The 26,444-nt window shown below is 68.0% G+C and carries 23 protein-coding genes, 1 other RNA gene and 1 pseudogene; 16 read left to right on the top strand and 9 right to left on the bottom strand.

Annotation, left to right across the window (positions count from 1 at the left end; genetic code table 11):
- Nucleotides 1-613: 613 nt before the first annotated feature.
- The 13 genes from ltrA (at nucleotide 614) to VGS97_RS17115 (ending at nucleotide 14,457) form a co-directional block, all read left to right on the top strand.
- Nucleotides 614-1,996 carry a group II intron reverse transcriptase/maturase gene (gene ltrA / locus VGS97_RS17175; RefSeq protein WP_414641741.1) on the top strand — a complete coding sequence of 461 codons (1,383 nt, stop codon included), beginning with the start codon at nucleotides 614-616 and terminating at the stop codon, nucleotides 1,994-1,996.
- Between the two features lie 108 nt (nucleotides 1,997-2,104).
- Nucleotides 2,105-2,536, top strand: coding sequence for a GNAT family N-acetyltransferase (locus VGS97_RS17170; RefSeq protein WP_326854566.1), 432 nt, complete (start codon nucleotides 2,105-2,107; stop codon nucleotides 2,534-2,536).
- A gap of 137 nt (nucleotides 2,537-2,673) precedes the next feature.
- Nucleotides 2,674-3,867: a M20 family metallopeptidase gene (locus tag VGS97_RS17165; protein ID WP_326854565.1), complete on the top strand. Its 1,194-nt coding sequence runs from the start codon at nucleotides 2,674-2,676 to the stop codon at nucleotides 3,865-3,867.
- Between the two features lie 13 nt (nucleotides 3,868-3,880).
- An RNA gene (gene rnpB, locus VGS97_RS17160) (RNase P RNA component class A) lies at nucleotides 3,881-4,319 on the top strand.
- Between the two features lie 749 nt (nucleotides 4,320-5,068).
- Nucleotides 5,069-6,010 (top strand): hypothetical protein, encoded by a 942-nt coding sequence (locus VGS97_RS17155; RefSeq protein ID WP_326854564.1) that lies wholly within the window; start codon nucleotides 5,069-5,071, stop codon nucleotides 6,008-6,010.
- Nucleotides 6,011-6,083: 73 nt separating this feature from the next.
- Nucleotides 6,084-7,010 carry a hypothetical protein gene (locus tag VGS97_RS17150; RefSeq protein WP_326854563.1) on the top strand — a complete coding sequence of 309 codons (927 nt, stop codon included), beginning with the start codon at nucleotides 6,084-6,086 and terminating at the stop codon, nucleotides 7,008-7,010.
- Nucleotides 7,007-8,044 (top strand): ImmA/IrrE family metallo-endopeptidase, encoded by a 1,038-nt coding sequence (locus tag VGS97_RS17145; protein WP_326854562.1) that lies wholly within the window; start codon nucleotides 7,007-7,009, stop codon nucleotides 8,042-8,044. The genes VGS97_RS17150 and VGS97_RS17145 overlap by 4 nt, the downstream gene beginning before the upstream one ends.
- A 92-nt stretch (nucleotides 8,045-8,136) precedes the next feature.
- Nucleotides 8,137-8,421 carry a hypothetical protein gene (locus VGS97_RS17140; RefSeq protein ID WP_326854561.1) on the top strand — a complete coding sequence of 95 codons (285 nt, stop codon included), beginning with the start codon at nucleotides 8,137-8,139 and terminating at the stop codon, nucleotides 8,419-8,421.
- A 1-nt stretch (nucleotide 8,422) separates the two neighbouring features.
- Entirely contained in the window at nucleotides 8,423-8,911 is a 489-nt protein-coding gene (locus VGS97_RS17135) for a hypothetical protein (protein WP_326854560.1), read from the top strand.
- Entirely contained in the window at nucleotides 8,908-9,432 is a 525-nt protein-coding gene (locus tag VGS97_RS17130) for a Mov34/MPN/PAD-1 family protein (RefSeq protein WP_326854559.1), read from the top strand. Before VGS97_RS17135 ends, VGS97_RS17130 begins: the two co-directional genes overlap by 4 nt.
- Nucleotides 9,429-10,781 carry a hypothetical protein gene (locus VGS97_RS17125; protein ID WP_326854558.1) on the top strand — a complete coding sequence of 451 codons (1,353 nt, stop codon included), beginning with the start codon at nucleotides 9,429-9,431 and terminating at the stop codon, nucleotides 10,779-10,781. Before VGS97_RS17130 ends, VGS97_RS17125 begins: the two co-directional genes overlap by 4 nt.
- Before the next feature lie 383 nt (nucleotides 10,782-11,164).
- Complete coding sequence (locus tag VGS97_RS17120; RefSeq protein WP_326854557.1) at nucleotides 11,165-13,255, top strand: AAA family ATPase; 2,091 nt, start codon at nucleotides 11,165-11,167, stop codon at nucleotides 13,253-13,255.
- Nucleotides 13,252-14,457 (top strand): McrC family protein, encoded by a 1,206-nt coding sequence (locus VGS97_RS17115; protein WP_326854556.1) that lies wholly within the window; start codon nucleotides 13,252-13,254, stop codon nucleotides 14,455-14,457. The genes VGS97_RS17120 and VGS97_RS17115 overlap by 4 nt, the downstream gene beginning before the upstream one ends.
- Nucleotides 14,458-14,585: 128 nt before the next feature.
- Here VGS97_RS17115 and VGS97_RS17110 read toward each other — a convergent pair whose 3' ends face one another.
- The 9 genes from VGS97_RS17110 to VGS97_RS17070 form a co-directional block, all read right to left on the bottom strand.
- Nucleotides 14,586-15,122: a hypothetical protein gene (locus VGS97_RS17110; protein WP_326854555.1), complete on the bottom strand. Its 537-nt coding sequence runs from the start codon at nucleotides 15,120-15,122 to the stop codon at nucleotides 14,586-14,588.
- 1 nt (nucleotide 15,123) lies between these two features.
- On the bottom strand, nucleotides 15,124-16,785 hold the full coding sequence (locus VGS97_RS17105) for a hypothetical protein (protein WP_326854553.1): 1,662 nt from the start codon (nucleotides 16,783-16,785) through the stop codon (nucleotides 15,124-15,126).
- A 272-nt stretch (nucleotides 16,786-17,057) separates the two neighbouring features.
- Nucleotides 17,058-18,143 carry a hypothetical protein gene (locus VGS97_RS17100; RefSeq protein WP_326854552.1) on the bottom strand — a complete coding sequence of 362 codons (1,086 nt, stop codon included), beginning with the start codon at nucleotides 18,141-18,143 and terminating at the stop codon, nucleotides 17,058-17,060.
- A gap of 101 nt (nucleotides 18,144-18,244) precedes the next feature.
- Nucleotides 18,245-19,456 carry a site-specific integrase gene (locus VGS97_RS17095; RefSeq protein WP_326854551.1) on the bottom strand — a complete coding sequence of 404 codons (1,212 nt, stop codon included), beginning with the start codon at nucleotides 19,454-19,456 and terminating at the stop codon, nucleotides 18,245-18,247.
- 112 nt (nucleotides 19,457-19,568) lie between these two features.
- Nucleotides 19,569-19,781, bottom strand: a complete 213-nt coding sequence (locus VGS97_RS17090; RefSeq protein ID WP_326854550.1) for a helix-turn-helix domain-containing protein — start codon at nucleotides 19,779-19,781, stop codon at nucleotides 19,569-19,571.
- A gap of 121 nt (nucleotides 19,782-19,902) precedes the next feature.
- Complete coding sequence (locus VGS97_RS17085) at nucleotides 19,903-20,880, bottom strand: hypothetical protein (RefSeq protein ID WP_326854549.1); 978 nt, start codon at nucleotides 20,878-20,880, stop codon at nucleotides 19,903-19,905.
- A gap of 103 nt (nucleotides 20,881-20,983) precedes the next feature.
- Nucleotides 20,984-21,262 carry a hypothetical protein gene (locus VGS97_RS17080; protein WP_326854548.1) on the bottom strand — a complete coding sequence of 93 codons (279 nt, stop codon included), beginning with the start codon at nucleotides 21,260-21,262 and terminating at the stop codon, nucleotides 20,984-20,986.
- Nucleotides 21,259-22,257 (bottom strand): TRM11 family SAM-dependent methyltransferase, encoded by a 999-nt coding sequence (locus tag VGS97_RS17075; RefSeq protein ID WP_326854547.1) that lies wholly within the window; start codon nucleotides 22,255-22,257, stop codon nucleotides 21,259-21,261. Before VGS97_RS17075 ends, VGS97_RS17080 begins: the two co-directional genes overlap by 4 nt.
- Nucleotides 22,250-22,993 (bottom strand): hypothetical protein, encoded by a 744-nt coding sequence (locus VGS97_RS17070; RefSeq protein WP_326854546.1) that lies wholly within the window; start codon nucleotides 22,991-22,993, stop codon nucleotides 22,250-22,252. The genes VGS97_RS17075 and VGS97_RS17070 overlap by 8 nt, the downstream gene beginning before the upstream one ends.
- A 698-nt stretch (nucleotides 22,994-23,691) precedes the next feature.
- Between VGS97_RS17070 and VGS97_RS17065 the strand changes: the two genes are divergently transcribed.
- From VGS97_RS17065 to VGS97_RS17055, 3 genes and pseudogenes are all read left to right on the top strand, one after another.
- Nucleotides 23,692-24,432 (top strand): hypothetical protein, encoded by a 741-nt coding sequence (locus VGS97_RS17065; protein WP_326854545.1) that lies wholly within the window; start codon nucleotides 23,692-23,694, stop codon nucleotides 24,430-24,432.
- 270 nt (nucleotides 24,433-24,702) lie between these two features.
- Nucleotides 24,703-25,041, top strand: a complete 339-nt coding sequence (locus tag VGS97_RS17060) for a pilin (RefSeq protein WP_326854544.1) — start codon at nucleotides 24,703-24,705, stop codon at nucleotides 25,039-25,041.
- 3 nt (nucleotides 25,042-25,044) lie between these two features.
- Nucleotides 25,045-26,444, top strand: a pseudogene (locus VGS97_RS17055) (hypothetical protein); the annotation flags it as partial.

Below are 26,444 nucleotides of genomic sequence, written 5' to 3'. Positions count from 1 at the left end.
AAATTATCTGTGCTTCGGAGTAGCGTAGGCACGTACGCGGGCGACCGTGCCGGGCAGCCTGGCACAGGGGTGCGGCTCATGAGGCGCCGATCCTCATTAGCATTCTTGGCATGTTGCGTCCTGAAAGCTGGTCCAGGCTTGCAGGTGGAAGTCCTGTCCGGGTAGGCACCGGAGCGCCCGGTAGCAGGCCCCGGTTCGCCGCTGAGAGGCGGCGGGCTGAGCGGGGTGTCGAAAGTCTCTTTGGAGGGAGCAAGCGCGCGGGCCGTAGCATCAAGCGAACCTTGCAGCCCCGTCACACTCACAACGGCGGAGCCGAGCCGCTCATGTCACGGCGAAGGCCATGCCCGTCAGGCCCTGTTCCGGGGTCAGCCTGGCGGGTCCTTCCGGGGTATGGAGGGCGGCACGTGCGCACAGTCTGGGCCGGAACAGGAGAGGCCCGTCTGCCTGGCCTGCGTCGGGCGAAGACCGCTGGTATAAGCCGATGGTGAAGTCCAGCGGAGGGCAGCGGGAGTCCGAGGGGGTCGTAGTACCGGTGATCGGCGTGCAGCATAACGCGCCGGGAGGGAAGGACCCCCGCTTTGATCACGCTGGTGGAGAAGGTAGGCGTCAGGGCATGACGGGCTTGGTCCCGTCCAACAACCCCGGCGGGGGGTCCTCCGTCGATCAAGCGGGTTCTGCGGCCGGTGTGGTGGGCCGTGGGTCTCCCGTGAAGGTGCGAGAACTTCAAAACAAGCTATGGACTGCGGCCAAGCAGTCGCCGGAGCGGCGTTTCCACGCCCTGTACGACCGTGTCCACAGGGGTGACGTCCTGTGGGAGGCGTGGGAGCGGGTCCGGGAGAATCGCGGAGCGGCCGGGGTCGATCGTGTGACCCTGGCGGACGTGGAGGCCTACGGGGTTGGCCGGATGCTCGGCGAACTCCAGGAGGACCTTCGCGAAGGGTGGTATCGTCCGGCCCCGGTGCGGCGTCGGATGATCCCGAAACCAGGTGGCTGGCGCGGCTTGGGTATCCCCACGGTGCGCGACAGGGTGGCCCAACAGGCCGCGAAGCTGGTGCTGGAACCGATCTTTGAGGCCGACTTCCTTGAGGTCTCGTATGGGTTCCGGCCGAAGCGGTCGGCGACGATGGCGATGGAGCAGTTGCGTGTCGGTTTCATCAAGGGCCGGGTCTTTGTCGTGGAGTTCGACATCCGGAGCTATTTCGACCGGATCGACCATGACCGGCTTCTGGCCCTGGTCGGGCGTCGGGTCTCGGACCGTCGGGTGCTCAAGCTGCTGCGTTTGTGGCTCCAAGCGGGTGTGATGACGGATCAGGGGATCGAGCGGACGGTCGCCGGTACCCCGCAGGGTGGCGTGGTTAGCCCCTTGCTGTCCAACATCTATCTGCATGTTCTGGACCGCGAGCTGATGGCCCGCGGGGTTGGCGAGCTGGTGCGTTATGCCGATGACGGCGTGGTGCTGTGCCGGAGCGCCGATCAGGCCAGAAGGGCTCTGGAGGCGGTGGGCGAGATCCTCGCCGAGCTGGGGCTGGAGCTGCACCCGGATAAGACCCGGGTGGTTGACCTGCGTGAAGGCCGGGAAGGGCTGGACTTCCTCGGATGCCACTTTCACGCGCGCATGTCGGGGCGGGTGTGGGAGCGGTACGGCAAAGTCCGTTACTACCTGCACCGCTGGCCCTCGCAGCGCGCGATGAAGCGGGTCCGGGAGAAGGTCAAGGCCAGGACCGGGCGCAACCGGGTGGGCGCGGATGTCAGGGACGTGATCGCGGACCTGAACCCACTGCTGCGCGGATGGGGCAACTACTTCCGGACCGGGAACGCCGCTACCAAGTTCCGTCAGATCGACGACTACGTCGTGCAGCGCCTGCGCACCTTGATGGTCAAGAAGCGCGGGCGGAACCTGCACGCCGGGGTGGCCGATCAGTGGACGGAGGACTGGTTTACCGGGCACGGCCTCTACCGGCTTCGCGGCACCGTCCGCTATCCGAAGGCAGCGTAACCCTGTCATGAAGATCATCGGTAAGCCGTGTGCGGGAAAACCGCACGCACGGAATTGAAAGGGGACGGAGGAAACGGACCCGAGAGGGCACCGCGCCTCCAACTACCAATGAACATCGAGATCCGAGATGAGCGGGAAGTCGGCCATTACGCGGCTTATCTGGACGGCCAGCTGCTCGGGCTCGCGACCTGGGTGAAGGTGCACGACACGGTCATCCTCCCGCACGCCGAGGTGAACGCGGACTGGGCCGGCCGTGGTGTCGGATCCCTCCTGGCCCGCCGCGCCTTCGAGGACGCGCGTGCCGAGGGTCTGAGCGTGCTGCCGTTCTGTCCGTTCATGAGGCGCTGGGCCGAACTGCACCCTTCCTACCAGGACGTCGTACGAGCGGTGCGCCCCGGGGAACTGCCCAGCGTCAACAGTGCGGTCCACGCTGCCCACACGCTGGAGGTGGTAGCCAAGTCCGCCGCCAAAGCGGTCCCCGCCTCACCCGCCGCCACCGAGCCGGTCCCCGTAGTCCCCGCCGCACCAACCGCCACCTGATCCAGTCCCGCCACGCACCCCACCCGAACTCGGCCCATGTCCGTTCCGAACTCGGCCCCATCTCCGTTTCCCACTTCCAGTCCTCGCCACGTCGCCTATGCTCCGTGGAAACGTCCGGAGCCGGAGGTGGCCCTTACATGTCCATCCGCGAAGACGCCGTCGAACTGGCCGGTGAACTCACCGACCTGCGCCGTGCCGTGCACCGTGAGCCCGAGATCGGCCTGGAACTGCCGCGCACGCAGGAGAAGGTCCTCGCCGCGATCGACGGCCTCGGCCTCGATATCACGACCGGCAAGAACCTCGGCTCGGTGACCGCCGTGCTGCACGGAGCGTCACCCGGACCGACCGTTCTCCTGCGCGGAGACATGGACGCACTGCCGCTCCAGGAGCGCGGCGCCCGCGATTTCGTCTCGCGCACCGACGGCGTGATGCATGCCTGCGGCCACGATATGCACACCGCAATCCTCACCGGCGCGGCCAAACTGCTGGCCGCGCGGCGCGAGAACCTGAGCGGCGACGTGGTGTTCATGTTCCAGCCGGGCGAGGAGGGCTTCGACGGCGCGTCGCACATGATCGACGAGGGCGTGCTCGACGCGACCGGCACGACCCCGAGCGTCGCGTACGCGCTGCACGTCACGTCGGGCCTCCTCCCGCGAGGAGTCTTCGCCGCAAAGCCGGGCACGCTGATGGCAGCGTGCGCAGAGGCGAAAGTGACCGTACGCGGAAGCGGTGGTCATGGCTCCGCGCCCTACCGCGCCAATGACCCGATCCCGGCGGCGTGCGAAATGGTGACCGCCCTGCAAACCACCGTCACTCGCAAATTCGACATCTTCGACCCGATCGTGATCAGCGTCGGCTACTTCCGGGCCGGAACGCAGAGCAACATCATCCCGGACACCGCCGAGTTCCACGCGACGATCCGAGCCTTCTCCGCAGCGGCGCTGGACCGCGTACTACCAATAGTCAAGGCGACCGTCGAAGGTATCGCCACAGCTCACGGCCTCGGCGTCGATGCACAGCTCGACCGCCTCTACCCGGTCACCGTCAACGACGCGGCCGCCGCCAAGACGGTGAGCGCCACCGTCGCCGAGCACTTCGGCGACCAGCGATTCGCAACGATGGCCCAGCCCCTCGCCGGGGCCGAGGACTTCTCCCGCGTCCTCGACCGCGTGCCCGGCGCGATGATCCTGCTCGGAGCGACCATCGAGGGCCGCGACCCGGCGACCGCCCCGTACAACCACGCCCCCGAGGCAGCCTTCGACGAGAGGGTCCTGCCCGACGGCGCCGCGCTGCTCGCTCAACTGGCCTTCGATCGCCTCACCCGGCCGTAGAATGACCTTGCGGCGAGCCGGTCGGGCGACCGCGGGCACGGCACGTACGGTCAACGGCAGCAGCCGGTGGCCGCCAGCTGGCGTCCGAGGAAAGTCCGGGCTCCACAGGGCAGGGTGGTTGGCAACACCAACCCGGGGTGACCCGCGGGAAAGTGCCACAGAAAACAAACCGCCGCGCACGTCCCAGGACACGCGCGGTAAGGGTGAAACGGCGGGGTAAGAGCCCACCAGCGCCCGGGGTGACCCGGGCGGCTCGGCAAACCCCACCCGGAGCAAGGTCGAGAAGGGACCCCGCGCAAGCAGGGCCCCGCGCGAGCGCTAGAGGGCGGCCCGCCCGAAGCTCGCGGGTAGACCGCTCGAGGCGTGCGGCAACGCACGCCCTAGATGGATGGTCGCCTCGCACGCTGCCCGCAGCGCGCGAACAGAACCCGGCTTACAGACCGGCTCGCCGCACGAGAATGCCCATGACCTGGCCTTTCGCCCTCGAGTCGTGCCCGAAATGTCCCTGCGGGTCAGCACCAGGTCAGCACCATGCAGAGTCGTTTGCGTTTCCGCAGGTCAGTGAATCGCAGGGTTCGTATGGAATTTCTGCCACCTACCTTTCAGTGTTTTTCATGACATTTCGACACCGCTTGCGCGGCCTCCGGAGCGATCTATTTTCGCCGCCGCGTGTGAGTTCGAGTGCGACCACACTTCAGCTGACACCTTTTCAGGTGCGGTGCAACCGGTGCCTGCGTGTGCCATTGTGGCGCGGGCGGTGTCATAGGCGATGTGTCGGGGCCGGGATGGCCCTGCGCGCCATCCAAGGGGCCGACGTGGCGTTGCTGGTCACCGTCGTAGCGTCGACGCGGACTTGAGCCCTGTCCGTAGCGCTTGGCGGGATGGATCGCCTGTGGTCTTAGCGGTGCCGCGAGTCGATTAGTTCGCGCACGATCGCTCCGGTCCAACTCGCGTACTCGCCACTGCGTCGTCCGATGTGGACTCGACGACGATCGGCGACGGACTGCCCCCGAGCGCGACACCACGGCAGCGGTACCGCGTAGCTGAGTTACGTCGTCTGGTATCGCCGCAGGAACAGTCCCGTGTCGCTGCCCGGTTCTGTGTCCCTGTTTGACGAGACTATTTCTGAGTGCCACGCCCGAGTCGAGCGCGGCGAGGTGCGGGTCGGCGCGCGCGCCGACGCGGCCGTGAGGAGGGCGCTGTGGGCGGGGCGTACGACGAACTACGCGCGACGGGCGGGGTCGGCGAGAGCACGCTGGCGTTGATCAGGGATCTCGCTGGGCAGGTCACGCGTACTTCCAGTTTCCCCCCGCCCGAAGGCTACGACGCGTGGAGCCCCGAGGCGGTGGACGATCTTCTCGCTGAGTTGTTCGCGGCCAAGGGCAGTGGGTTCGTGCTGACCTGCTTCCTCGAAGCCACGGACGACGGCTCGCTTGAGAGGCTCCTGCTGCGAACCATCCGCAACTTCCTGATCGACGAGGCGAAGAAGACGGAGCGCGGCAAACTCCGGCGGCGGCTTGAAGGACTTCTGGAGGACGACCCTCGCTTTGCCTGCGTCCCGGAGGGGCAGCCGGGAGCGGGTGGATGGTGTCTGGCTGGCCAGTCGAACGCACCTTGGCAGGGTGATTCCGCCCAACTGGACCTGGCCGCAGCGGCCGTCCGCGGCGTAGCGATCTCACGGTGGAACACGGCCGGCCCTACGCCCCGGCCGGTGAAGCAAGCTCTGCTCCGCGTCGCCGAGGGCGTTCTGCGGGCGGCGGGCGGGTCGGTGAGCATGGCGGTTCTCACGCGTGTTGTCGAGGCCCGCATCGCCCTGATCGCGCCGCTGCTCGTCGGCGGCGTCGCGGACGACCAGGCTGGCATGGACCTGCTGGAAGCGCAGACCGATCCGCCGGGCTTCGAGATGATCGTGCGTGAGACGGCGCAGGAGATCTACCGGGTCCTCGACGCTCGGGAGCGTGCTCTGCTGCCCCACCTCGGTGCTCCGTTGGATGATCAGATGCAGGTGTTGGAGCTGGGGCGGGCGCAGACCCGTCTGGTGGCGGACCGGCTCGCGGAGAAGATTCGGCTGATGACCACGGCCGACGAAGACCGTGACGATATCGTCCTGGAACTGCTGCGACTGTGCGTGGTGCGGCCGTGATCGTTCGAGTTACGTCGTCTGTTCTTGTCAGAGCCCTGAACGAGGGTGCATCCGGGGGAAGAGGATGAGGCCCATGGACGGAAAGAATTCAACGGCGTACCAGCGTCTTGTTGCCGCTGCGAAAGCGGCGACGGTGCCCGAGGCGGTCCGCGCCGCAATGGACGCGCCCGTGACCGCGGATCCGGTGGTGGGCGAGATCTGGCGTGCGTCGTGGGGCGATGTCGTCAAACTGTTGTTGGTTCTCGGCTATCGCCAAGGCAGTGCCCGGGTCGCGCCGGTGGTCCTGGACGTCGTAGACGCCGACCAGGACAGCCTCATCGTGGACGCGAGGTGCTCGGAGTTGAGCGTTCCTCTTGCGATCTGGGTGGCACTGGCGTGCGAGCTGTCCGAGCGGGTGCTCGAACGCAAGATTGCGCACGTGACGTTCAATGTCCGAGAGCCAGATTGGGAGCGGCATCTGGTCGCCGTGAACTGCGCGCGGTGGGGACGGACGGTGACTTCAGTACTGGACCGCGCCGCCGAGCAGCGGGCCGCGCTCGAAGACGCTTTGGAGACGTTTCACCACGCGCGGTGGATCAGCCCCTCGTCAGGCGGCCTCGGGAAGATGATCAGAGAATCAGCTGTGTCTCTCGGAGATCTGGTAGCGCTCCTGGGATGCGACCGAGCCCGCGCGTTGGCGATCATACGGGGTCAGCAGGCCGTGACGGCGAAGGAGGCCGATCGGCTTGCCCCCGCGCTCGGCGTGGGTGCAGCGCGGATTCTGGAAGCTAACCCGATGCCGCCCGAGGCGCTCGTCGCGTCACTGGACCGGCCACGCTGGCGCGCCCAAGTGCGACGCCTCGCCCAGCAGAGCGGCGCCTCGGAGGCGAGCGCCTGGAGTACTGCGGCGTTCGGCACCTGGAGCCTGGCCGCACGCCAGACCGGAGGAACCGACGAGGGTCCGGCCTGGGAGGAGCGGCTGAACCGCTTTTTCGCAATGAGCCTGGGTGCGGACACGTGAGCGGCGGCGTGCCGCGCTCACAAGCACGCGCCCAGGCAGTCCGTATGCTGACCGAACTCGACACAGCGTGGCCGGACTCAGCGGATCTCCTGGCTGGCGGCGCACTACACGCGCTGCAGTCCTGGGAACAGGTCGCGGTCCGTATCGTCGCGGAGTCGCAGACAGATGCCGGCTGCAGCGTTGCCGGCGCTTACCTCGACCGCGCCCAACCGCCGGTCATCGCCGTCGCCACGGCCGCGAGCAGCGCGCGCCAGGATTTCACCGCTCTGCATGAACTCGGGCACCATCTGCAGCGGACCTGCGACGCGTTGATCGAGCAGCTGCTGGCCCAGCCAGATGACGGCTTCGCGTTGGAAGATGCGGCCTGCGACGCGTTCGCAGCCGCAGTGCTGTTGCCCGAGCCACTCGTCAACCGGCACATCCCGAGCCGCGGGCCGACAGCCGACGACGTCGTCGCGCTTTGGCACGACGCGCACGCGTCCCGCGCCGCCGTGTGCGTCCGCGCGAGCGAACGCCTGCCCGCGCCGGGACACGTCCTGCTGCTTGATACGGACGCCACGCTTGTCTTCGGCGCCTCGCACCGCCTGCCACCATTGCGCCGCGGCAGCGACCAGTCCTCCGTCGGGCTGATCACAGACGCGATCAATCGCGCCAGCGGCCGCGTCACCGGTCGCACGCGCCTCACGTACCGAGACGATATTCAGGGGGAGGAACTCTACGCGCAGATCGTCCCCATCGATGGTTACCTGCTCGCTGTGCTGGTACTCGACAGCGCCCCGTGGCGCACGTTCTCTCCGCCGACCGCGGCGCCCGGGCCCCGCGCGGCGTGGCGGATCTGCGAATGGCCCGACTGCGACCACCACTTCCAGGCGTTCTCACGGCCGTGCGAGCGATGCGGTGCACCCGTCTGTCCCGCGTGCGACCGCTGCGCGTGCGTCCCAAAGGTCGCCGAGCGCACCTGCCCCCGCTGCAACCTGGTCCAGCCAGCCTCGATGTTCGTGAACGCCGAGGGCCCCTGCCGCGACTGTAGCTAAAGCTAATCTCCGACAAGGCATGGCCACGCGCCGAGTTACGTCGTCTGGTTGCTATGAGCGGCCAGACGGCGCTCTCGACCCAAGGGAGACCCATGACCATCGAAACGGACCAGGACGACCTCGCCACCAAGCGCGGCGAGGTCACCGTGATCGTCTACGCGCCGCGCACGCCCGAGTCGCAGACCTTCACCTTTCAGCGCAACGAACGGGTCGGCGACGCCGCCCGCACGGCAGCGGCCGCGTTCGGTTACGAGGGCGGCAACCCGTCCTTCGCGACCGAGAAGAACGTGGTGCTCGACCGCACTAAGAGCCTGGAGGCCGAGCACGTGCACGACCACCAGAGCCTCAACCTCGTCGACGTCGGCGGCGGGGTGTGACGTGACCGCGGTACCCATCGCGGTGACCCGGGCCGTGCTCGCCGACGAGGCGTCGGCGGTCGCGGCCTGGGTCTCCCGCCAGCAGGACTGGGAAGCCGCCATCGACCTGGATGCACTGCAGCTGACCGCCCGCACCACCCATCCGGCTACCGGCACTCCGTTGCGGATCGAAGCGGACCTCGACGGTTATCCTGCGATTCCTCCGGTCTGGAGGTTCCTCGATCCAGCAACCGGGCAGCCGCTGCCGTACGCCTTCCCCCAGGGCGGGACGATCCCCGGGATCAGTGGCTCGATCTTCCACTCCAACCGCGTGATCTGCGCCCCCTGGAGCCGGCTGGCCTACGCCGAGCACGGCGGTCCTCACGGAGACTGGGGTGACCTGACCAACTGGAAGAACGCGGCTCCGGCTTATACCAAGGCTGACACGATCGCCGACATGCTCAGCCAGATCGCGCTGCACCTGTCGGCCAGCCCCGGGACGCATCCATGACCGTGCACCGAGCCGCTCCGCTGCCAACTGGGCCCGCCGCCGGCCGCCTGATCGTCGCGCACCAGGTCGTCGGCCCCACCCTCGCCGCCCTGCGCGCCACCTACGAAGGGCTGCGCAACGAGGCACTGGTGCTGTGGGCCGGCCGGACTATAGACGGCACCTCCGTCGTCACCAGCATCATCTTGCCACGCACTGATCATGGCCCCGGCCACGTGCTTGCCGACGAGGCCGCCGTGAACGATGCCGTGCGCCTGGCTCGCCGTGCCCAGCTCGGAGTGATCGCCCAGGTGCACAGCCATCCGGGCTCGGACACACGGCACTCCGACGGCGACGACCGCCTCGTGCTCATGCCCTTCGACGGGATGTTCTCGCTCGTCGTCGCGCGCTACGGGCAAGGTGGTCTGACCCGCGGTGAGGGAGCTGGCCTGCACCAGTTTCAACACGGCCGCTGGGTGTATATCACCGACGACGCGCTCGTCGTCGCCCCGCCTGTGCTTGCCCTACCCGAGGAGGCGTCGTGAACGAACGGCGCGACGCCTTCTACGCTGAGCGCGACCGGCGCACCCGTCAATGTGGTGGCCAGGATACGAACCTCGAACGACCCGTCCGGATCGTCGTCGGCGATGACGCGGCCACGACCAGGGCCGGGCAGGTCGCCGCCCTCGCACTGATCAACATGGTTGCGCGTGTCCATCGCCGGGTGGCACTCTATGCCCCCGCCGCACCATTGCGCGCGCGCTCTCTCGTGGCGGCGGATGATCTGCAAGATGCGATACGTGCGACAGCGCTGGCGATCAACCCGTTCCTTGAGATCCAGGCAGACGGCGCGCTGCCTCCGGATGCCGCAGTGAGCATCGGTATCGGTCATCACGTCCCCGCGGACCTCGACTTCACGCTCACCTGGCAGGGTGGCCGGGGAGAATTGATCATTGGGGCGCTCGACGGGGCTGAGCCCGTAGGCGAGGGGTTGCTCGGGGCTGCCGCGGCCAGCGTGCTCGGCGCGAGTGCGCTGTTCCGAGCCGTGCACGATCAACCGGTCAATGCGAGCACGTTGAACCCGCTCGCGCGCTCTAGCGGCCGGAACACTGATCCGACTGGTCTGGCCGGACCGCTCGATGTCGGCCATGTGCAGGTCATCGGTGCCGGCGCGGTCGCCTCCGCGCTGGTGTACTGGGCCCGGGAAGTCGGCGTCATCGGACACTGGGACATCGTCGACGGCGATGCGACAGAGCTCCACAACACGAACCGGTGCTTGTCCATGACTGCCGCCGATGCAGGCTGGCCTGACGGCATCACCCGCCTCAAAGCGACGGTCCTCGCTCCAATGATCGGGGCCACGCCCCACGAGGCCTGGTACGACCAGTGGGACGGAATTGACGTGCGCCCGGATCTGATACTGCTACTCGCCAACGCCCGGGGCGTGCGATCCCTGATAGCCCACCGCGGCGAGCCACTCCTCGTGCACGCCACCACCTCGGCTCGCTGGACCGCGGAACTTCATCGTCACGTGCCTGACCGCGACGACTGCCCGGCCTGCCGCCTCCCCGACGACTCCGCGCCGGTCTTCGACTGCTCCACCGGTCCGGCTGTTCCCGATCTACGCGACAGTCCCGACGCCGCACTGCCCTTCCTGTCTGCCGCGGCGGGGCTTCTCCTGCTCGCCGCGTTGCTTCAAATCCCCGACGGCGGGATCGCGTCCGAGTCCGTCAACCACTGGCAACTCGACTTCGCGCCCGCCGGTGTCCAGCTTCGTGAGTACCGCCACCCGCCTCGGGAGGGATGCACCCATCAACTCGATGAGACTGTCCGCTCCACCGTTCAACGGGCTGCGCCGCGGAAGTGGGATCAGATTCCGATGCGCGGCGCGTAACGGTAGTAGGCCTGACTCCGAGGTCTCCAGATCATGGCTTCAGCGTTCCGCGTCCAGCGCTGAGCCCGCTGGAGAGTCTGCGCCATGAGCGACGCCGGGTGAATCCTGACCACCGCAAGTCGCCACTGGCGTGACCCGGTCGGTCAGCCGACCCTGACCGGCAGCCATCCCGTATGGGCGTTCCATGTACTCAGGCTGTGACGTTGCGCGAATCCGTCGCCGTGGTGTGGGCGCAGCCGTAGGCTGTGGCCGTGAGTGATGAGGGTGTTGTTCCGGGTGGGGATCAAACCGCGCAGCCAGCGTTTGTGGCTGCTGATCGGGTTTTTCGTTCGGGGTTGCGTTCGGGTGCGTCGGCCTTCGCGCCCGCGCTGGGTGCGTGGAAGATGTCAGTGGTCGAGGAGCTACGTGCCTGTTTCGTGCAGAACCCTGATGAGAGCGCGGATGACTTCCTGACTAAGCTGCGCCGTCAACTGTCCCAGGCCTCTGACGAGGCGGTGGTGCTTACTGCCGAGCTGCTCTACCTCAATGTCCTGCCGTTAGGGCCATACCAGATCACAGTGCCGACCAAGCGGCGCATGCTGGACAAGGTACTGTCGTGGGCGGGCAGCCCGGTGCAGATCCCCGACGAACTGGGTGCTGCGCTGGGCGGGTTCATGCACGGCGGTCAGGCGTTCTTGAACTATCGGTGGGCGCAGCTGCAGTTTCTGATCCAACTGGTCGGCGAACTGCTCGCGCTTGAACCGCAGGAACGGGACCGAGTGTTGGGCGACCCGTGGCTGATGCGGGACGCGTGCGGCCGGGTGACCGGCGCGATGGGCCATCAGCGGGCCCGCGCACAGGTCCAGGTCCTGCTGCATCTGCTGTTCCCGGATGTGTTCATCGATTCGGCGAACGTCGAGCACAAGCGGCGGATTCGCGACACCTTCGCGCCCGAGTACCTGAACGGCGAGCCCGGTGACGTCGACCGCGACCTGATGGCGATCAGGGAGACCATGAGGAAGGAGACCGGGGCGCCGGTCGACTTCTACGACCAGAAATGGGCCGCGCAGTGGAATCCGCCGAGCACGACGGAGGAAACCCGCCGCGGCTGGCTGGTGCGCGGAGCAAATGTCGGCGGCGTGAACTACATAGCCGCCTGGCTGGAGCTCGGGTTTTGCTCAGTGTCCTGGCACGAGCTGCCCGAGGTGCCCGCCGGCGCGACGATGGACGAGGTCGCTCATGCGATCGCCGAGGCTGAGCCGGACACCTCGGTCCACCACCAGGCCGCATCGCGCACGCAGCTACACAACTTCCTCACCACCATGCGCCAAGGCGACCTCGTAGCCACCGTCGACGGCCAGAACGTGCACCTCGGGACGGTCGAAGGCGACGCATACTACGTCGCTGATGGCCCAACGGCCATCGCGCGCAGACGCAAGGTCACCTGGCACACCATCGGCAAACCCGTCGCCCGCGACACTCTGCCGGATCCAGTACGGTCGAAGCTGTCGGACCGGCGCACCATCGCGGACATCTCCCCGGCGATCGCGGCCCTGGTCGAAGCGGCCCATCTCGGTGATCTGGAGGTGTCCGAAGGGCTGCTCGAGCAGGACGAGACCCGGCCATTGGAGCTGCCTGCCGCGACCGAGGAACTGGCCGCCAGCCTGCTGTTCCCGCTCGACTGGCTGGAAGCCACCGTCGGCGTGCTGCAACGCCACCAGCAGATGATCCTCTACGGGCCGCCGGGCACCGGCAAGACCCATCTGGCCCGTGCCCTGGCCGAGCACATCGCCGAGTCCGAGAACATCACCCTGGTCCAGTTCCACCCCTCCTACACCTACGAGGACTTCTTCGAGGGCTACCGGCCGGTGAAAGCGACGAGCGGAACGATCGCGTTCGAACTGGTCCCTGGTCCGTTCAAGCGTCTCGCGGAAGAGGCGCGGTCCAATCCGACCGCGCCGTACGTGCTGATCATCGACGAGATCAATCGGGCGAACCTGGCGAAAGTGTTCGGCGAGCTTTACTTCCTGCTCGAATACCGCGACAACCCGATCACCACGCAGTACTCCGACGGCGAGCGCTTCGACCTGCCGCGCAACGTCTACCTGATCGGCACCATGAACACCGCCGACCGTTCGATCGCGCTGGTGGACGCGGCGCTACGACGACGCTTCGCGTTCCGCCGCCTCGCCCCTGACACCGAACCGATCAACGGCCTGCTTCGCAAGTGGCTCGCCGGCCACGGTCTGCCGCCGCTGGCGGCGGACCTGCTCGACGAGCTCAACCGTCGCCTGGCCGACGCCGACCGCGCGATCGGACCGACCTACCTGATGCGCCCCGGGCTTGACGACCCCGCACTGCTCGCGCAGATCTGGGACACTCAGATCCTCCCCCTGCTAGAAGATCAACTCTACGGTACCGGCCCGGATGCCACAGCTCCGTTCGAGCTCGAGGCCCTGACCAAGTCCCTGCCCGCGGGTGCGGCCGTGTCGTGAACACAGAAACACCGCTACACCTGGACGTCGCCGAAGCGGGAGAAACCCTCGAGCGGGACCTGAGCACCGGGCAACTGCGCACCCTGCTGGCCGCTCAACGCCTGATCGAGCTGACGCCGGCAGCTGGCGGCCGCTGGCGGATCCGGGGCAGGCGGCGGGTCGGACTCGTTCGCCTGGGCCGCGGCCAGGACGCGGTGATCCTATATCTGCGCCCGAAGATGCCGATCGCCAACCTGCTGCATTTGCTCTCCCACACCGCAGGTGCCGAACACTGGCTGGACGCCCAGGTCGACGCCGGTGCCGACGACCATCTGCTGCCCGCTGTCGTCCGGCTCTTCGCCCGCACGGCCAAGCGCGCACTCGACGACGGCGTTCTGCACGGCTACCGCACTACCGCCGATACCCTGCCCACGCTGCGCGGCAGGATCGACATACCTGCCCAACTACGTCGCTGCGGTATGCCACTGCCGATCGCCGTTCAATACGACGAGTTCACCGCTGACATCCCGGAAAACCAGATCCTCCTACGTGCACTTCTCCGCCTCATGACCATGGCAGGCCTGCCCGCGAGCACTCACAGCCTGCTGCGACACCTCGCCGCACGCTTGACCGACATCACAGTCCCTCCTCCCGGCAGCCCACTGCCCTTCTGGACACCCAACCGGCTCAACACGCGCTACGCGCCCGCTCTGCGCCTGGCCGAACTGATCCTCGTCGATACCACCCCCAATCTGCGGCCCGGTGCCCAGACACCTATCGACGGCGTGATCATCGATATGGAGACCGTCTTCGAGGCCTTCCTGACCACAGCCCTACACAAAGCGATTCAGCCGCTCGGCCTGCGGTGCGCACCTCAAGAAACACACCACAGCCTCGATACCGCACGCCGCGTCAGAATCCGACCCGACATCGCCGTCTACCGCGGACCACACCTGTTCACGCTCGTCGACGCGAAATACAAGACCACGGACGGTCTCGGCGCTCATCCCGACCTATACCAGCTCACTGCTTACTGCACAGCCCTCGGACTCAAGCATGGACACCTGGTATACGCCTCGGGACCTGGCGTCCCCGCCACCCACGGGATCGGTCCCGCAGGCACGAGGGTGACAGTGCACGCACTCGATCTGACCGCCGCACCTTCAACGATCGACGAAGCGATCCACGTTCTCGCACACCAACTCGCCGGCACGATCGCTTAGCAAAGCAGTGCTGATGGCGCTTTCCGAAGTTTGGCTCCGGCGCGCATCGCGTGATGATCACGGTCGGGGTGGTTCGGGCCGCGGATGCACCTTCGTATTCGCAGTGCGCAGGCTGCGGAGATTGCCGCTTACATGCCGAGGGCCGCCTTGATCGCGCCAGCGGCAACTGTCGTGCCTATTGTCGTCGCTACGCCCAGTGCCCAATTGCCGGCTTGCTTCAGGTGCGATCGGGTCTCTGTGTCGGAGCCTTTCTGGGCCGCGACCATTGCTTGGGCCACGGCGGCCACGGCGACGTCCTCGTCCGGACTGGTGGCGCGTTCGCGCATGGCCGCGCGCAGCGACTGGAGCTCCGCGGCGAGCGTACTCAGGTCTATAGGCGCTGAGGCCTTGATCTGGTTGAACGTGTTGTTCTCAGCCCTTGCCTCGCGTCCGACCGCGCCTGCTTGGCCGTCGACCTGGTAGAAGTCGCCCATTGCCGTCTCCTGATTGATTGTGTCGTTCGAGAGCCGTACACCAAAGCTGGAACCCGGAGCCATGTTGTTGATGATGTTCAAAATCAGATCGCCGTCTACTGCGCTGGAGCCGCTGAAGCTGTCTTTACGGCTGCTGACGTACTCGACGATCTTCAGCATGATCACGAGGTCGAGCGGCTCTTGATTTGCCATCTCACCTTGCCTCGCGACTGCTCTGAAGATCGACCGCCCGCCGGAGGAGGATCTCGATCCGGTCGTGGCGGGTATGCCGCTCCGGTGTGTACCTCAGCGCTTCTCGGAGGAGTGCGACGGATTCGTCTAGGTTGGTGGCGTCGCCGCTGTGTTCGTAGCGTGTCTGCAGAGCGGTGGCGAGGTTCGACAACATGACCGGTCGCTCGGGCTGGTCCGGGATTGTCGCTGCCAGCGCCTCGCGCAACAGCACGATCGACTCATCCAGATCGGGTGGCGAATCTTTCTGCGTCGCGCGTGCGCGAAGGGCTGCGGCCAGATTGCTGAGCATTGCGGGTCGTTCGGGTTGATCGGCTGAAGTGGCGACCAGCGCTTCGCGCAAGAGTTCGATGGCAGTGTCGAGGTCGTTGGTGTCCGCGGTGCGTTCGTATCTGTTCCGCAGAGCCGCCGCCAGATTGGAGAGCGCACTGGGCCGGCGTGCGTCCCCTGTGGGCATATTACTGACAGCCTGCTGATAAAGTTCGATCGTCGCCGAAAGGTCGCCATCCGCACCGGTCGCCGCATACCGCCTGCCGTAGGCTAGGGCCAGTCCGAGCAATACGTCGAGCACATGATCGCCGCGATCGCGCTGTGCTGGCTCGCCTGTTTCGACAATCGCGATACCGATGGCGTGGCTTACGAACAGGATCCGAGCCGTCGTCGGTTCTGGAGCGCCCGTCGGTTGCGCCGTGAGGCCATCAGCCGGCGAGATCCGCGCGACTAGGTTTGCGGCCATTACGAACAGTTGCGGACCGATCTGGTACGCGGTTCCGCGTTCGAGTTGGTCGCCGGACCGCACCACGATCTCGACAGATGCTTGACTGTCGATCTCCGGCGCCACGACGCTCTCGATCGACAGGAGGTGCGGTTCGTGGGCCAGAACCTCGAATCGGTGCATCGCTGTCCCGGCGGTGGCACTTTGGATTCCCTCGATCAGTTGGCCACGAATCGTCTCAAGATCAGACGTTTGCAGAAGTTCTTTTTCGATCATCAGGCGGAGGAGGTCGAGGGAGGTTCTGTTGTGTTCGGCCTGACGGTCCCTTTCGATTGCGGCCGCGGTGCGGGTGACCTCGATTGTTCTCGCAGCGTGTTCAGGGTCCAGCGCCACCATCATGGCTAACAGGTTGGTGTAGCCGTCTCCCCGTTCATGCTCGGCTAGTCGCTGGTGGTACTCGAAGTATCGTTCACGCTTCAATTTTTCTTGGAAGAAGTTCCTGGCGGCTTCGTCAGGGGTCAGGCGGATGTCGCAACGTACGATGGTGATGCCCTCGGGAAGATCGATTGGTGCTCTGAAGCGATCGTTGATCGTCTCTTCGGCAGTTCCGACCTCCTCGATCGAAAACCTCCGGATTACGGACCGGATCGTCGAGAGCACATGGTCGACCACGAGCGGTACGCCATCGGCAATGTGGTGCCGCACGATCTTTTTCGGGTCGGTCACCCGGTAGGTCAGCGAGATGGCCGCGTCGAACTGGTAGGCGTCACCGCGGGCAGGGAGCCGGGCGTTGAACTCGTGGAAACGGTATCCGAGATCGACTTCGTATCGTGTGCCGGACCTGAGTAACCACTCTGACAAGGGTCGCTGTCCGTCAAACACAACCAGCTCGCCGCCGCGGCGTGCGTACACGACAGCTACGTTCGGCCTGGGAGCTTCGAATGGCCGAGACCGCGACGAGCTCGTCGAGATCAAGGGCGCTTCCTTGCGATCCATGCTCGCCTTCCTGCACGAAGTCCACGCCGGATTTGGATGTTATCGTCCGTTGAATTTGAGGTTCACTCCGCCGGCCTAGACTTCTATTGCATCGGCTGTCTCGGTTGCCGCGCTCTCAGACTACGGTGACCAGGCGGAACTTGAGTTGCTTCCGCTCGGATGCGTTCGGTTTCCGTCGCGGGTGCCAGTCAGGATCGTCTGGGGTCCTGGTCGGGGTTGTGCGCATAGAAGTGCGCGTGGCGGGTCGCGTTGAACGGGGCGAACCAGGTGCTGGCGTCCGGGTTCGCGGTGCTGTCGTCGTCTTCGTCGTAGAGGTCTTCGTGGTCGTAGTCCTCGTACGCGGCGTCTTTGAGCGATGCCAGCGCATGGTCGGTCTCGGGATCGGCTAAGTCGTACAGGTCGAGGACGACGTGTGCTTGCTCGATCAGGAGGCGCAGCGCGAGTTCTTCGGCGACCGAGGCGAGCGGCGCGTGGTGCGGTCCGGTGAGCCGGGAGGTGAGCGCGATCGTGGTGACCAGGAAGCGTTTGGCGAACAGGCCGGTGTACTGGTCGGCGCAGCGGGGCGGCAGCGCGCTGAGCACCAGGCACTCCTCCGTGTCGGCGTCGTCGCGTGCGAGTGTCTCGATGTCTTGGAACAGTTCGTCGATCAGCGTCTCGATCGCCCACACCAGCGCGCCGGCGGCCAGGCGCGCCTGCGCATTCGGCACCCAGGCGCCGCCGTCTTCGTCGTCGAAGTCGTCGTCTGGCTGGTAGGCGCCGAAGTCGGCGAGGCTGAAGCCGGTCAGGCGGTCCGCGTACCGGTCGAGGCGTGCACGCATCTCTTCGCGTGTCTCGTCCGTCATCCCGGCTGTGGTTTCGGGGGCGGTCGCGTGGGCGGCGGCGCGTTGGCGGGGGTCCGGTGGCGGGGCGTCGGGGCCGTCGGCGGCGGCCAGGCTTTCCAGGGCGAGTTGATCGTTGAGTTCGACCCGTGCTTTGACGACCGTCCAGTCGGCGAGCAGTTCTGTGTCTTCCAGGATCTGGTCGACGACGTGCCGGATGGCGCCCTCGGCGAATTCGAGGGCCGGGGCGTCGGTCATCATCAGCAGCAGCGCGCCGGTGGGGTGCACGGCGACGCGGTAGTCGTCGATCTCAGCCTGCATGTCGTCGGGGCCGTCGATCGAGGCGATGCGTGCGATGCGCCCGTCGAGGAGTGCGGCGACGCCCTCGCGTTGCAGCGGGTCGAGTTCGGGGCTCCCGGCAGGTGGTTCGATGTCCACGTGGACCGCGTACGTCACCCCCCGATAGTGGCACGCGCCTGCGACATCCCGGGAGGGACGTGGTCCCGGTTGCCCTCGAACGGGATCGAGGGCAACCGGAAAAGGGGCGTGCCGTTTGGTTAGGCCGTGAGCGGGATGGGTCCTGCGTCGGGGTCGTCGTTGTCCTCGTCGGGGCTGTCGGTGTTGATGCGAGGGGCGTGGTGGTCGAGGGCTGCCCAGGCTTGGTCGAGGGCGGCTCGGGTGCGGTGGGTGGCTTCGGGCAGCAGGTGTCCGTAGGTGTCGGTGGTTTCAGTGATGGAGGCGTGGCCGAGCCAGCGGGAGACTTCCAGGACGGGGACTCCAGCGGCCAGGGCGGTGGAGGCGAAGGAATGGCGCAGGTCGTGGAAGGTGGTGTCCGGGGGCAGTCCGGCCTTCTTGACCGCGGGTGCCCAGATGCGTTCGGCGTAGTAGCTGCGGTTGATGCCGCTGCCGGTGCGGGGGCTGGTGAACAGCAGGTCCTGTCCCGGTTCCATGTACCTCTCGTGTTCGGTGTAGCCGTCGAGGACGAACTGGGCGAGAGGGATGGTGCGGTATCCGGCCTTGGTTTTCGGTGGTCCGAACACGGGCTTGGCGCAGTACCCGGTGGCGCTTTGGTTGATCAGGACGATCTGCCGGTCGACGGTGTAGAGGCGCTCTTGCGTGTCGAGGCGGGAGCGGCTGGCGCCGAAGGTTTCGCCTTGGCGGGTGCCGGTGCCGTACGCGAAGATCACAGTGAAGCGGTAGCGGGGGCGTATGCAGTCGGCCAGGTCGAAGACCTGGTCTGGGGTCAGGACGCGTACGACGGTCTTGAGGATTTCCGGAAGTCGGATGCCGACGCACGGGGTGCGGGGCAGGCGTCCGTCCAGGACGGCGGCGCGGATGATGCCGGCGAACACTCCGTAGATGTTGTGGATGGTGCGCGGGGCGAGTTTGGCGTCGATCAGGCGTTTGACCCAGCCTTGGACGGCCGGGCGGGTGATGGCGGACAGGGGTAGGTGTCCGAAGGTGGGCAGGGTGTGGTTGCGCAGGTTGCGCTGGTAGTGGTCGAAGGTGCTGGGGCGCAGGACCTGCACGGCGAGCCACTCGGCCACGTAGTCGCGAAAGAGGATCTCAGCGCGGTTGGGATCCAGGTAGTTGCCGGTGACCTTGTCGGATTCGGTCTTCGCGGCGAAGGCGTCGGCTTCCTTCTTGGTGGGGAAGGACTGGTGCCGCTGGCCGGCGGCGCGGCCGCCGGGTTCGCGGTAGCGCACGGTCCACGCGTGCGGGCACCGGGACTTGTTGGGGCATTCGCAGGTCTTGAAAACGGAGGCCACAATGCTGCTTTCTGTTCGCGTCGGGCGACCGGCGGTCTGCCGGTGGACATGCATGGATCCACGCCTTTACATGCTGATCAAGTCGTTGGTGCCGGCGGCGTGGCGGTGGTGCTCATAGCTGGCGGCGCGTCTCGAGCCATGCCTCGACGTCCACGCGGCGGAAGCGCAGTGTGCGGCCGATCTTGAAGGCGGGGATGCCGAGTTTCCGGTGGTTGATGAAAACCCAGCGCGGGGTCATCCCGAGGTACTCGGCCAACTGCTCGGGCGTCATGAGCGCAGATATGGGGCTGAGGGTCGTCGCCGAAGCATGATCGTGCTGGGTCACGGGGTGAATCCCAATCTTTCGGCCGAGGCGCGCGGCGCGCGTGAGATCGCGGGGCCTGAAGCGGCGATTCATGCGCAAAGATCGATGCCAAGCAGTAGTGGGGCAGCTTGGCGGGTGCCGGTCAGGCGGCAGGCGAAAGTCCGAGCGCCGACGCGACAGGGCTGGTCGCCGACCCGGATCGACAGGCCCAGGGGGAGCAGCCGTCGGGGTCGCCCTTCCAGCGTTCGCTGGTGTCGACCAGGCGCAGGCGGCGGTATTTGCGGTCGACGTGCGGCGGGTCGATGGGTGCTTCGTCGAGGGGTCTGAGGGAGGGGTGTAGGTACGCCTGGCCGCGCAGCGGGACACCGTTCGCGGTGGCGCGTGCGGACCCGGAGCGGATGGCTTTGTCGAACGCGACGGCCTGGGCCCACTGGCCGGGGTGCTGGTCGCGCAGGGTTCTCCAGCCTTTGTCGCTGGTGTACGGGCAGCCGACGCAGGCGCTGCGGGAGACGGCCTGGAAGCCGTGTTCGGCGAGGTATCGCTCGCAGTCGGTCCGGGACATTCCGAGGTCCAGCAGGGGGAAGATGTTGCGGGCGTAGGAGACGCCGGAGTCCTTGGCGCGCGTGAATTCGTCGGTGGATATGCCGATCCACTGCTCCAGGTACCGGCCGCGTTTGGTACGTCCGGCGCGGCCTCCGGGGAGGGTTTCGGCGCCGAGCTGCCGTCGTGCTTCCGCGAGGAGGATCTTGATTTTGTAGGTCGAGGTGCATTGGCGTCGCAGCATCCCGCGGCTGCCGTCGGTGTTCTTGATGAACAGCGGCATGGTGGAGAAGCGGGAGTTCGGGTCGAGCGCGTCGCGGCGGATGTCGCCTGCGGACAGGCGCACGATGGGGATGCCGGCGGGGGTGGCGACTTCGCGTTCGAGGCGGTCGAGCGCGGCGTAGGTCTCGGGCCGCTCCCAGCCGGGATCGGCGAACGCGGCGTAGTCCAGCTTCGGCAGGACCCCGTGGGCGGAGAGCAGGAGCAGGCAACTGGACTGGACGCCCGCGCCTAGGGACAGTGCCCGGATCGGCGGGCCCGACGGGTCGTGCGGGACTGTGGACAGGGTGGTGCGTGGCAACAGGCGAGGTCCTTTTTCCGAAGCGACAAGGGGTGTGGAGCGGTTCAGGCCCGGCCCGGTCGCCGCCGTGTTTCAGTGCGGTGGCGGCGCTGCACGGCCAGGGTCAGCGCGGGGGCTGGTCGAGGGTGATGGCGTCGGGCCCGGAGCGGTCGGCGAGCAGGCGCGCGTGGGTGCGGCAGAGCCGAAGGCCGCGGGTGCGCGCGGTGTTCGCGGTGGCGATCGCCGGGTTGGGGCAGGGGCTGTTGCGGGGTGCGCCGGACCACGCGCGGCGGCAGGTGCGGCACCACGGGCCGGTCGGTTCCGCGACTAGAGGGACCTGGCATCTTGGGCACAGCGGCGGCTGTCCCGCGCAGCGTGAGTCGCGTTGCGGGGCGTCGCTCATGCCGCGCTGAGTCGAGTGTTATCGGCCCCGGTCCAGCTCTGATCCGACCACGCGGCGGGACTTAGCTGCGGCAGGGGTAGGAGCCGGGCGGGGGCCGGTGCCGTGGGCAGGCCGCGTTTCTGGAGCAGGATCAGGTCCTCGTGCGTGATGACCGATTGCGGTTCTCCTTCGTCTCTGGCTCGGCGCACGTTGGCCAGTTGGAAGAAGGACGGGCGGGCGATCAGCCTGCCGTCGCGGATGCCGGCGAGCAGCGCGACGGCGCGCTGGATCGGGGTCAGTCCGGCCAGCGCGCCGGCAGCCAGGACGTGGCCGGGCAGATCGATCAGACTGCCGTGTTCGCGCCAGGGCCGGGCAGTGACGGCGATGATTCCGCCGGGCCGCAGCAGCGCCGCGCATCCGGTAAGGATCTGCGCGAAGCCGTCGATCAGCGCGCGCACGGACACGTGGGCGAGGTTGGTTTTGTCGCGCGAGTAGCGGTAGTCGAACTTCTGCACCCCGCGCTGGCCGGTCTCCTTGGTGGAGCGCACCTGCCCGTGCAACGAGGCCCCGTACGGCGGTGAGGTGATGACTAGCGCGGCTTGGCCGCGCAGGTTTTCGGGTGCGGCGTGGAGCAGTTGGCGGGCGTCGGCGCGCACGACGGTGGCTTGTCCCGTGGCGCCTTGGGCGCGGGCGTGGGCGAGGTTTCGCTCGGCGATCTGGGCCCAGCGCGGCTCGTACTCGACGCCGAATGAGCGGCGGCCGAGGTGGCTTGCTTCGACCAGGGTGGTGCCGATGCCGCACATCGGATCGATGACGAGGTCGCCCGGTTCGGTGAAGCGCTGAATGGCCTGGCGGGCGATCTCCGGGAGCATCTTCGCGGGGTGGGCCACCGACTCGGGTAGGTAGCGGCCGGTGCGTTGGGCGCGGGAGTTTTGCTGCGCGGTCAGCCACACCGTGCCGCCGAGGCGGTCGGGATACGCGGCGCGTGCGGTGGGCTTGTCGGGGGTTTCAGGCACGGGTGTCCTCCTTGACGCGGGTGAAGATCGCGAGGTCGAGGTGGGTGGGCGCGAGGGCCGGGACGTGGTCGCGGCGCGCTGCGTTGACCGCGCGCGCTTGGGCGTCGGTCAGGCGGGGGATGATGCGCTCGCCGTCGAGGTCGCCGGTCAAAACGGTGATGTGCTGCTGGTAGGCGAACCCGGATTCGTGCGCGAGGTGCAGTACGAGGGGGCCGTGCTGTGCGCCGTGTCCGGGCTCGGCGGGTGCGAGAGCGATGGCCAGCACGCCGCCGGGGCTAAGGGCGTCAGCGGCCTCGCGCAGGGCGGGGCGCACGAAGTGCGTGACGCGGTCGACGCGCTCGCCCGGGTAGGCGACGTCGAGCGCTCCCTGGGGCACGGTTTCGAGCTGCAGCACGGCCAGGCGGACGGCGCCGCGGCGAGGCGCGGGGCGGTCGGCGTGGTGCGGATCGTGGTGCGCGGGCAGGGGGTGGAAGGCGACGTGGCGGTCGCCGGCGTAGAAGCCGCGTGTGTCGGCGGCCAGGACGGTTTCGCCGGGCGTGGCGTACTGGTCGATCGCGTGCCGCAGCGCCCAGGCGGGCAGGACGGCGGGCTCGACGAGCACGGTGTCCGGCACGGTGTCGGCCGGGGGAAGCCAGAGGGTGGCCGGTACGTCGATGCCCTTGGCAGGGCGGCCCCGGCGCGCGACGGCGCCGGTCGAGATGTTCGGCGAACTGCAGCTGACGCGTGTGTTGGGCATGTGCGGTGGCGGCGTCGTGCGGGCCGCCGGTGGTGCTGACCTACACCAGAAGTGTCAGAAAGGGCCCGTTTTTCTCGCCAGAGTTTGCAGAGAATTCCCCGCCCTGAGCTGTCGGCCCGTCGAGGTCTGGGTGGGGCACGCTCTGCCGAGAGTCGACAGCGCGCCACGCGACACGTCCGGGTGAATCCGCTGGTCAGCGCAGAAAGTCGCACCCTGGTCGCAGCGATGACGGCCCGGGGGCCGCCTGCGCTGCGCGCGAGTCGCGGCGACGGCGCCGCCCCGCGCGCGACGGTCGCCCGCGCGGCGCCCGAGGGGGAAAGTCCGCGCTGGTCGGTGTGAAAAAGTCGCACCGTGGTCACACCCGCTGCCCTCTCCCTCCCCAGCGGTTAGGCAGGTCGAGGCGAAAAGTCACACGCGAAGCCGCCGGCCTGTGCCTGCTCATGCCTGCGGGCGCGGCGCTCGCGAGTGCAAGAGGTCGGGCCGGAAAATCCAAATAATCTTCTCCCGGCCTCGCCGCGCTCAACTGGCGGTGCTTCGCCGCTGGCCTGCGCGGAAGGTCGCACGCCGGTCACGCGGCCGGCGCGCCTTGATGTGACCGCGGTGCGACGTGTGTGTGACCGCGCTGAGCCCGATGTGCGACCGGTCGACTTTTCGATGGCGCTCCCCGTCAACCACGGAATTTCCAAGGGAGCATCATCATGCGAGCTTCTGGTCCTGCCGATACCCCGCTGGACACCCTGCGCCACGCCTTCGCGGCACTGCTGGCCGACCCGTGCCCGCTTCTGATCCCGGCCGGCGAACTGCCGTTCCCGACCCCTGCGCGCGGCCTACCGCTGCCGGCGGCCAAGAGGCTGCTGCTGGACCCGGGCACCGCGAGCGCTGACAAGCGGGCGGTGTGGGCCGCGATCGTACGCCGCTCGCAGCGAGGCGAGTCAGCGTGGACGGTGGCCGCCGCGGGTCTGGCGTACCCGGCGCTGGCCGGGCGGGTGCTGCGGGTGTGCCGTGCGCATCCGGGCGAGGCCGAGGAGATCCAGGCCGAGATCCTGGTGGAGTTCCTGGCCGCGCTGAAGCACCTGGACGTCGAGGATCCGGGGATCGGCGATGTCGCCGGGTATCTGGCGTGGCGCGCGCTGAACGCGAGCCAGGCGTTCCGCCGCCGCGAGGCCGCCGCCGCCGGATGCGGCAAGGGCTTGGCGCGGGCGGTGATCCCGCTGTTTCCCGCCGGGCATCCGGACATCGTGCTGGCCCGCGCCGTGCGCGCCGGCGTGGTCACCCGGGACGAGGCCGAGTGGATCAGCCGCACGTGCCTGGGCCAGGAGAGCGCGGCGCAGGTCGCCAAGGAGTTCGGCATCGGCCTGTCGACGTTCTACCGCCGCCGCGCCGAGGCCGGGCACAAGCTGGCCGCCGCGATCGAATCCGGAGACCTGCGCGGAGCCTGACCGGCTGACCCGCCGTCAAAAACTCGCCGGAGAAAAACAGCCTCCTTTTGACACTTCTGGTGTGCCGCAGCTTCGCGCCCGTCCCCATCGGGGCGGCCCCGACGCCGGCAGCCCGGCCGGGTCTCTCGCCGTGTGGCGCTGACCCCTCCACCTCGCAACCCGTGACACCGCCCTTTCGGAAGGAGCAGGTGTCGTGCGCCCGGCCGGGCCTTCTCGCCGCGCTTCGCGGCGCTCACCCCCGCCCGCATCACCCGTGAAACGAGTACCGCCATGTACATACCCGTCCGCTGTCGGCGTGCCGCCGCCCGCGCCGGTGCGCTCGCGGCCGCTGCCGACGCACTCGCGCTGCTCGGCGCCGCCGCTCCGGCGCGCGCCGCCGACGACATCCCCACCGTCATCAACAACCTGCAGACCTGGCTGATCGGCATCCTCGCCGGACTGGCCACTCTGTTCCTGGTCATCGGCGGCGTCCGGTACGTCATCTCCGGCGGCAACCCCGGCGAAGTGGAGAAGGCCAAGACCGCGTTCAAGTCCGCCGGGATCGGCTACTGCCTGGCGATCCTCGCCCCCGTCGTGATCACCATCCTCAAATCCATCGTCGGCGGCTGAGCCGTGGCCGCCCCCGATGCCGAGGCCGGGCGCCGGCCTGTCGGCGCGCGCGGGGCACGCCGGCACGGCCTGCGTCGTCTCGTCGCCGGCGTGCTGGTGGCCGTGAGCGCGGCGCTGGCCGCCGCGCCCACCGCCGACGCAGCCACCACGCCCCGCCCCTCCACGCCCGCCGCCTCGCAGCGTGTCCTGGCCGGCCCGGCCCCCACCCCGTCCCCGAACTCCACCGACCCCGGCATCGGGCTGGGTCCCGGTGCCCCGACCGGGGCGCCGACCGCCCCGTCCCCGATCACCACCACGGACCCGGGCACCGGCTCGGGCAGTGACCCGTCCTGGTGGGACATCCCCGGGCAGGTCCAGAAGGCGATCGACGACTGGTTCGGCTCGCTGATCGCCGACGCGCTCACCCCGATGCTGAACCTGCTCGGCTCCACCCTGCTGGGCACCCCGGACGTGACCGCGATGCCCAGGGTGAGGGCGCTGTGGACGCAGATGGCACTGCTGGCCAACGCCTTCTACATCCTGCTGGTGCTGGCCGGCGCCGTGATCGTGATGACCCACGGCACGACGGCGTCACGCAACTCGGCGAAGGAGATCGTCCCGCGGCTGCTGGTCGGCATGATCGCCGGCAACGCGTCGATCGCGCTGCTCGCCCTGATGATCCACCTCTCGGACGCCCTCGCGGGCGCGATCCTGGGCGGCACCATCAACCCGGCGACCGCGGGGCAGGCGCTGGGCCACATGCTCGGCCCGGACACGCGCAACGGGATCTTCCTGATCCTGCTGGATCTGGGCGCGCAGGTGATGCTGATCGCGATCCTGCTGACCTACATCGTGCGCGTCGCGCTCACCGTCATCCTCGCGGTCGCCGCACCCCTCGCCCTGTCGCTGCACGCGCTGCCGCAGACCGAGGGCCTGGCCAAGTTCTGGTGGCGGGCGATCACCGGGTGCTTCCTGATCCAGCTCGGACAGTCGCTGGTGTTCGTGGTCGCCCTCGACGTGATGCTCGACCCGACCACCTCGGTCAGCCTGTTCGGGCTGCCGAACAACAGCGCCCTGGTCGACACCCTGATGTTCCTCGCCCTGTGCTGGATCCTGATCAAAATCCCCTCCTGGGTGTCGCGCTCGATCTTCGGCGCCAGATCCTCCAAGCTGGCGCGCCTGGCCAAGGCCGTGATCGCGTACAAAACCCTCGGCGCGCTCGGGCTCAAACGTGGACCGGGTGGGATCCCGGTGCGCAACGCCACGCCGCCGAACCGGCCGCGCCCGGGTCCCGGCGGCCCGACCTGGGCAGGACCGCGCCCCGGCGGCCCGCGCGGGGGACCGGCCGGCGGGGGAGCAGGCCCGGTGATCTACACCGTCACTCAGGTCCACCCCAACCCGCCCGCGCGCGCCGGCATCGGCCG

It is taken from the genome of Actinocrinis sp. (assembly GCF_035946395.1).
GTDB lineage: Bacteria > Actinomycetota > Actinomycetes > Streptomycetales > Catenulisporaceae > Actinocrinis.
Note: the sequence above shows the minus strand (reverse complement) of the source record. Positions and strands in the feature narration are given on the sequence as shown.

Coding starts and splice junctions, on each gene's coding strand:
- ltrA (WP_414641741.1), top strand. CDS start 614: ATGACGGGCTTGGTCCCGTCCAACAACCCCGGCGGGGGGTCCTCCGTC.
- VGS97_RS17120 (WP_326854557.1), top strand. CDS start 11,165: ATGTCAGTGGTCGAGGAGCTACGTGCCTGTTTCGTGCAGAACCCTGAT.
- VGS97_RS17110 (WP_326854555.1), bottom strand. CDS start 15,122: ATGGCAAATCAAGAGCCGCTCGACCTCGTGATCATGCTGAAGATCGTC.
- VGS97_RS17165 (WP_326854565.1), top strand. CDS start 2,674: ATGTCCATCCGCGAAGACGCCGTCGAACTGGCCGGTGAACTCACCGAC.
- VGS97_RS17170 (WP_326854566.1), top strand. CDS start 2,105: ATGAACATCGAGATCCGAGATGAGCGGGAAGTCGGCCATTACGCGGCT.
- VGS97_RS17070 (WP_326854546.1), bottom strand. CDS start 22,993: ATGCCCAACACACGCGTCAGCTGCAGTTCGCCGAACATCTCGACCGGC.
- VGS97_RS17140 (WP_326854561.1), top strand. CDS start 8,137: ATGACCATCGAAACGGACCAGGACGACCTCGCCACCAAGCGCGGCGAG.
- VGS97_RS17060 (WP_326854544.1), top strand. CDS start 24,703: ATGTACATACCCGTCCGCTGTCGGCGTGCCGCCGCCCGCGCCGGTGCG.
- VGS97_RS17130 (WP_326854559.1), top strand. CDS start 8,908: ATGACCGTGCACCGAGCCGCTCCGCTGCCAACTGGGCCCGCCGCCGGC.
- VGS97_RS17080 (WP_326854548.1), bottom strand. CDS start 21,262: ATGAGCGACGCCCCGCAACGCGACTCACGCTGCGCGGGACAGCCGCCG.
- VGS97_RS17150 (WP_326854563.1), top strand. CDS start 6,084: ATGGACGGAAAGAATTCAACGGCGTACCAGCGTCTTGTTGCCGCTGCG.
- VGS97_RS17065 (WP_326854545.1), top strand. CDS start 23,692: ATGCGAGCTTCTGGTCCTGCCGATACCCCGCTGGACACCCTGCGCCAC.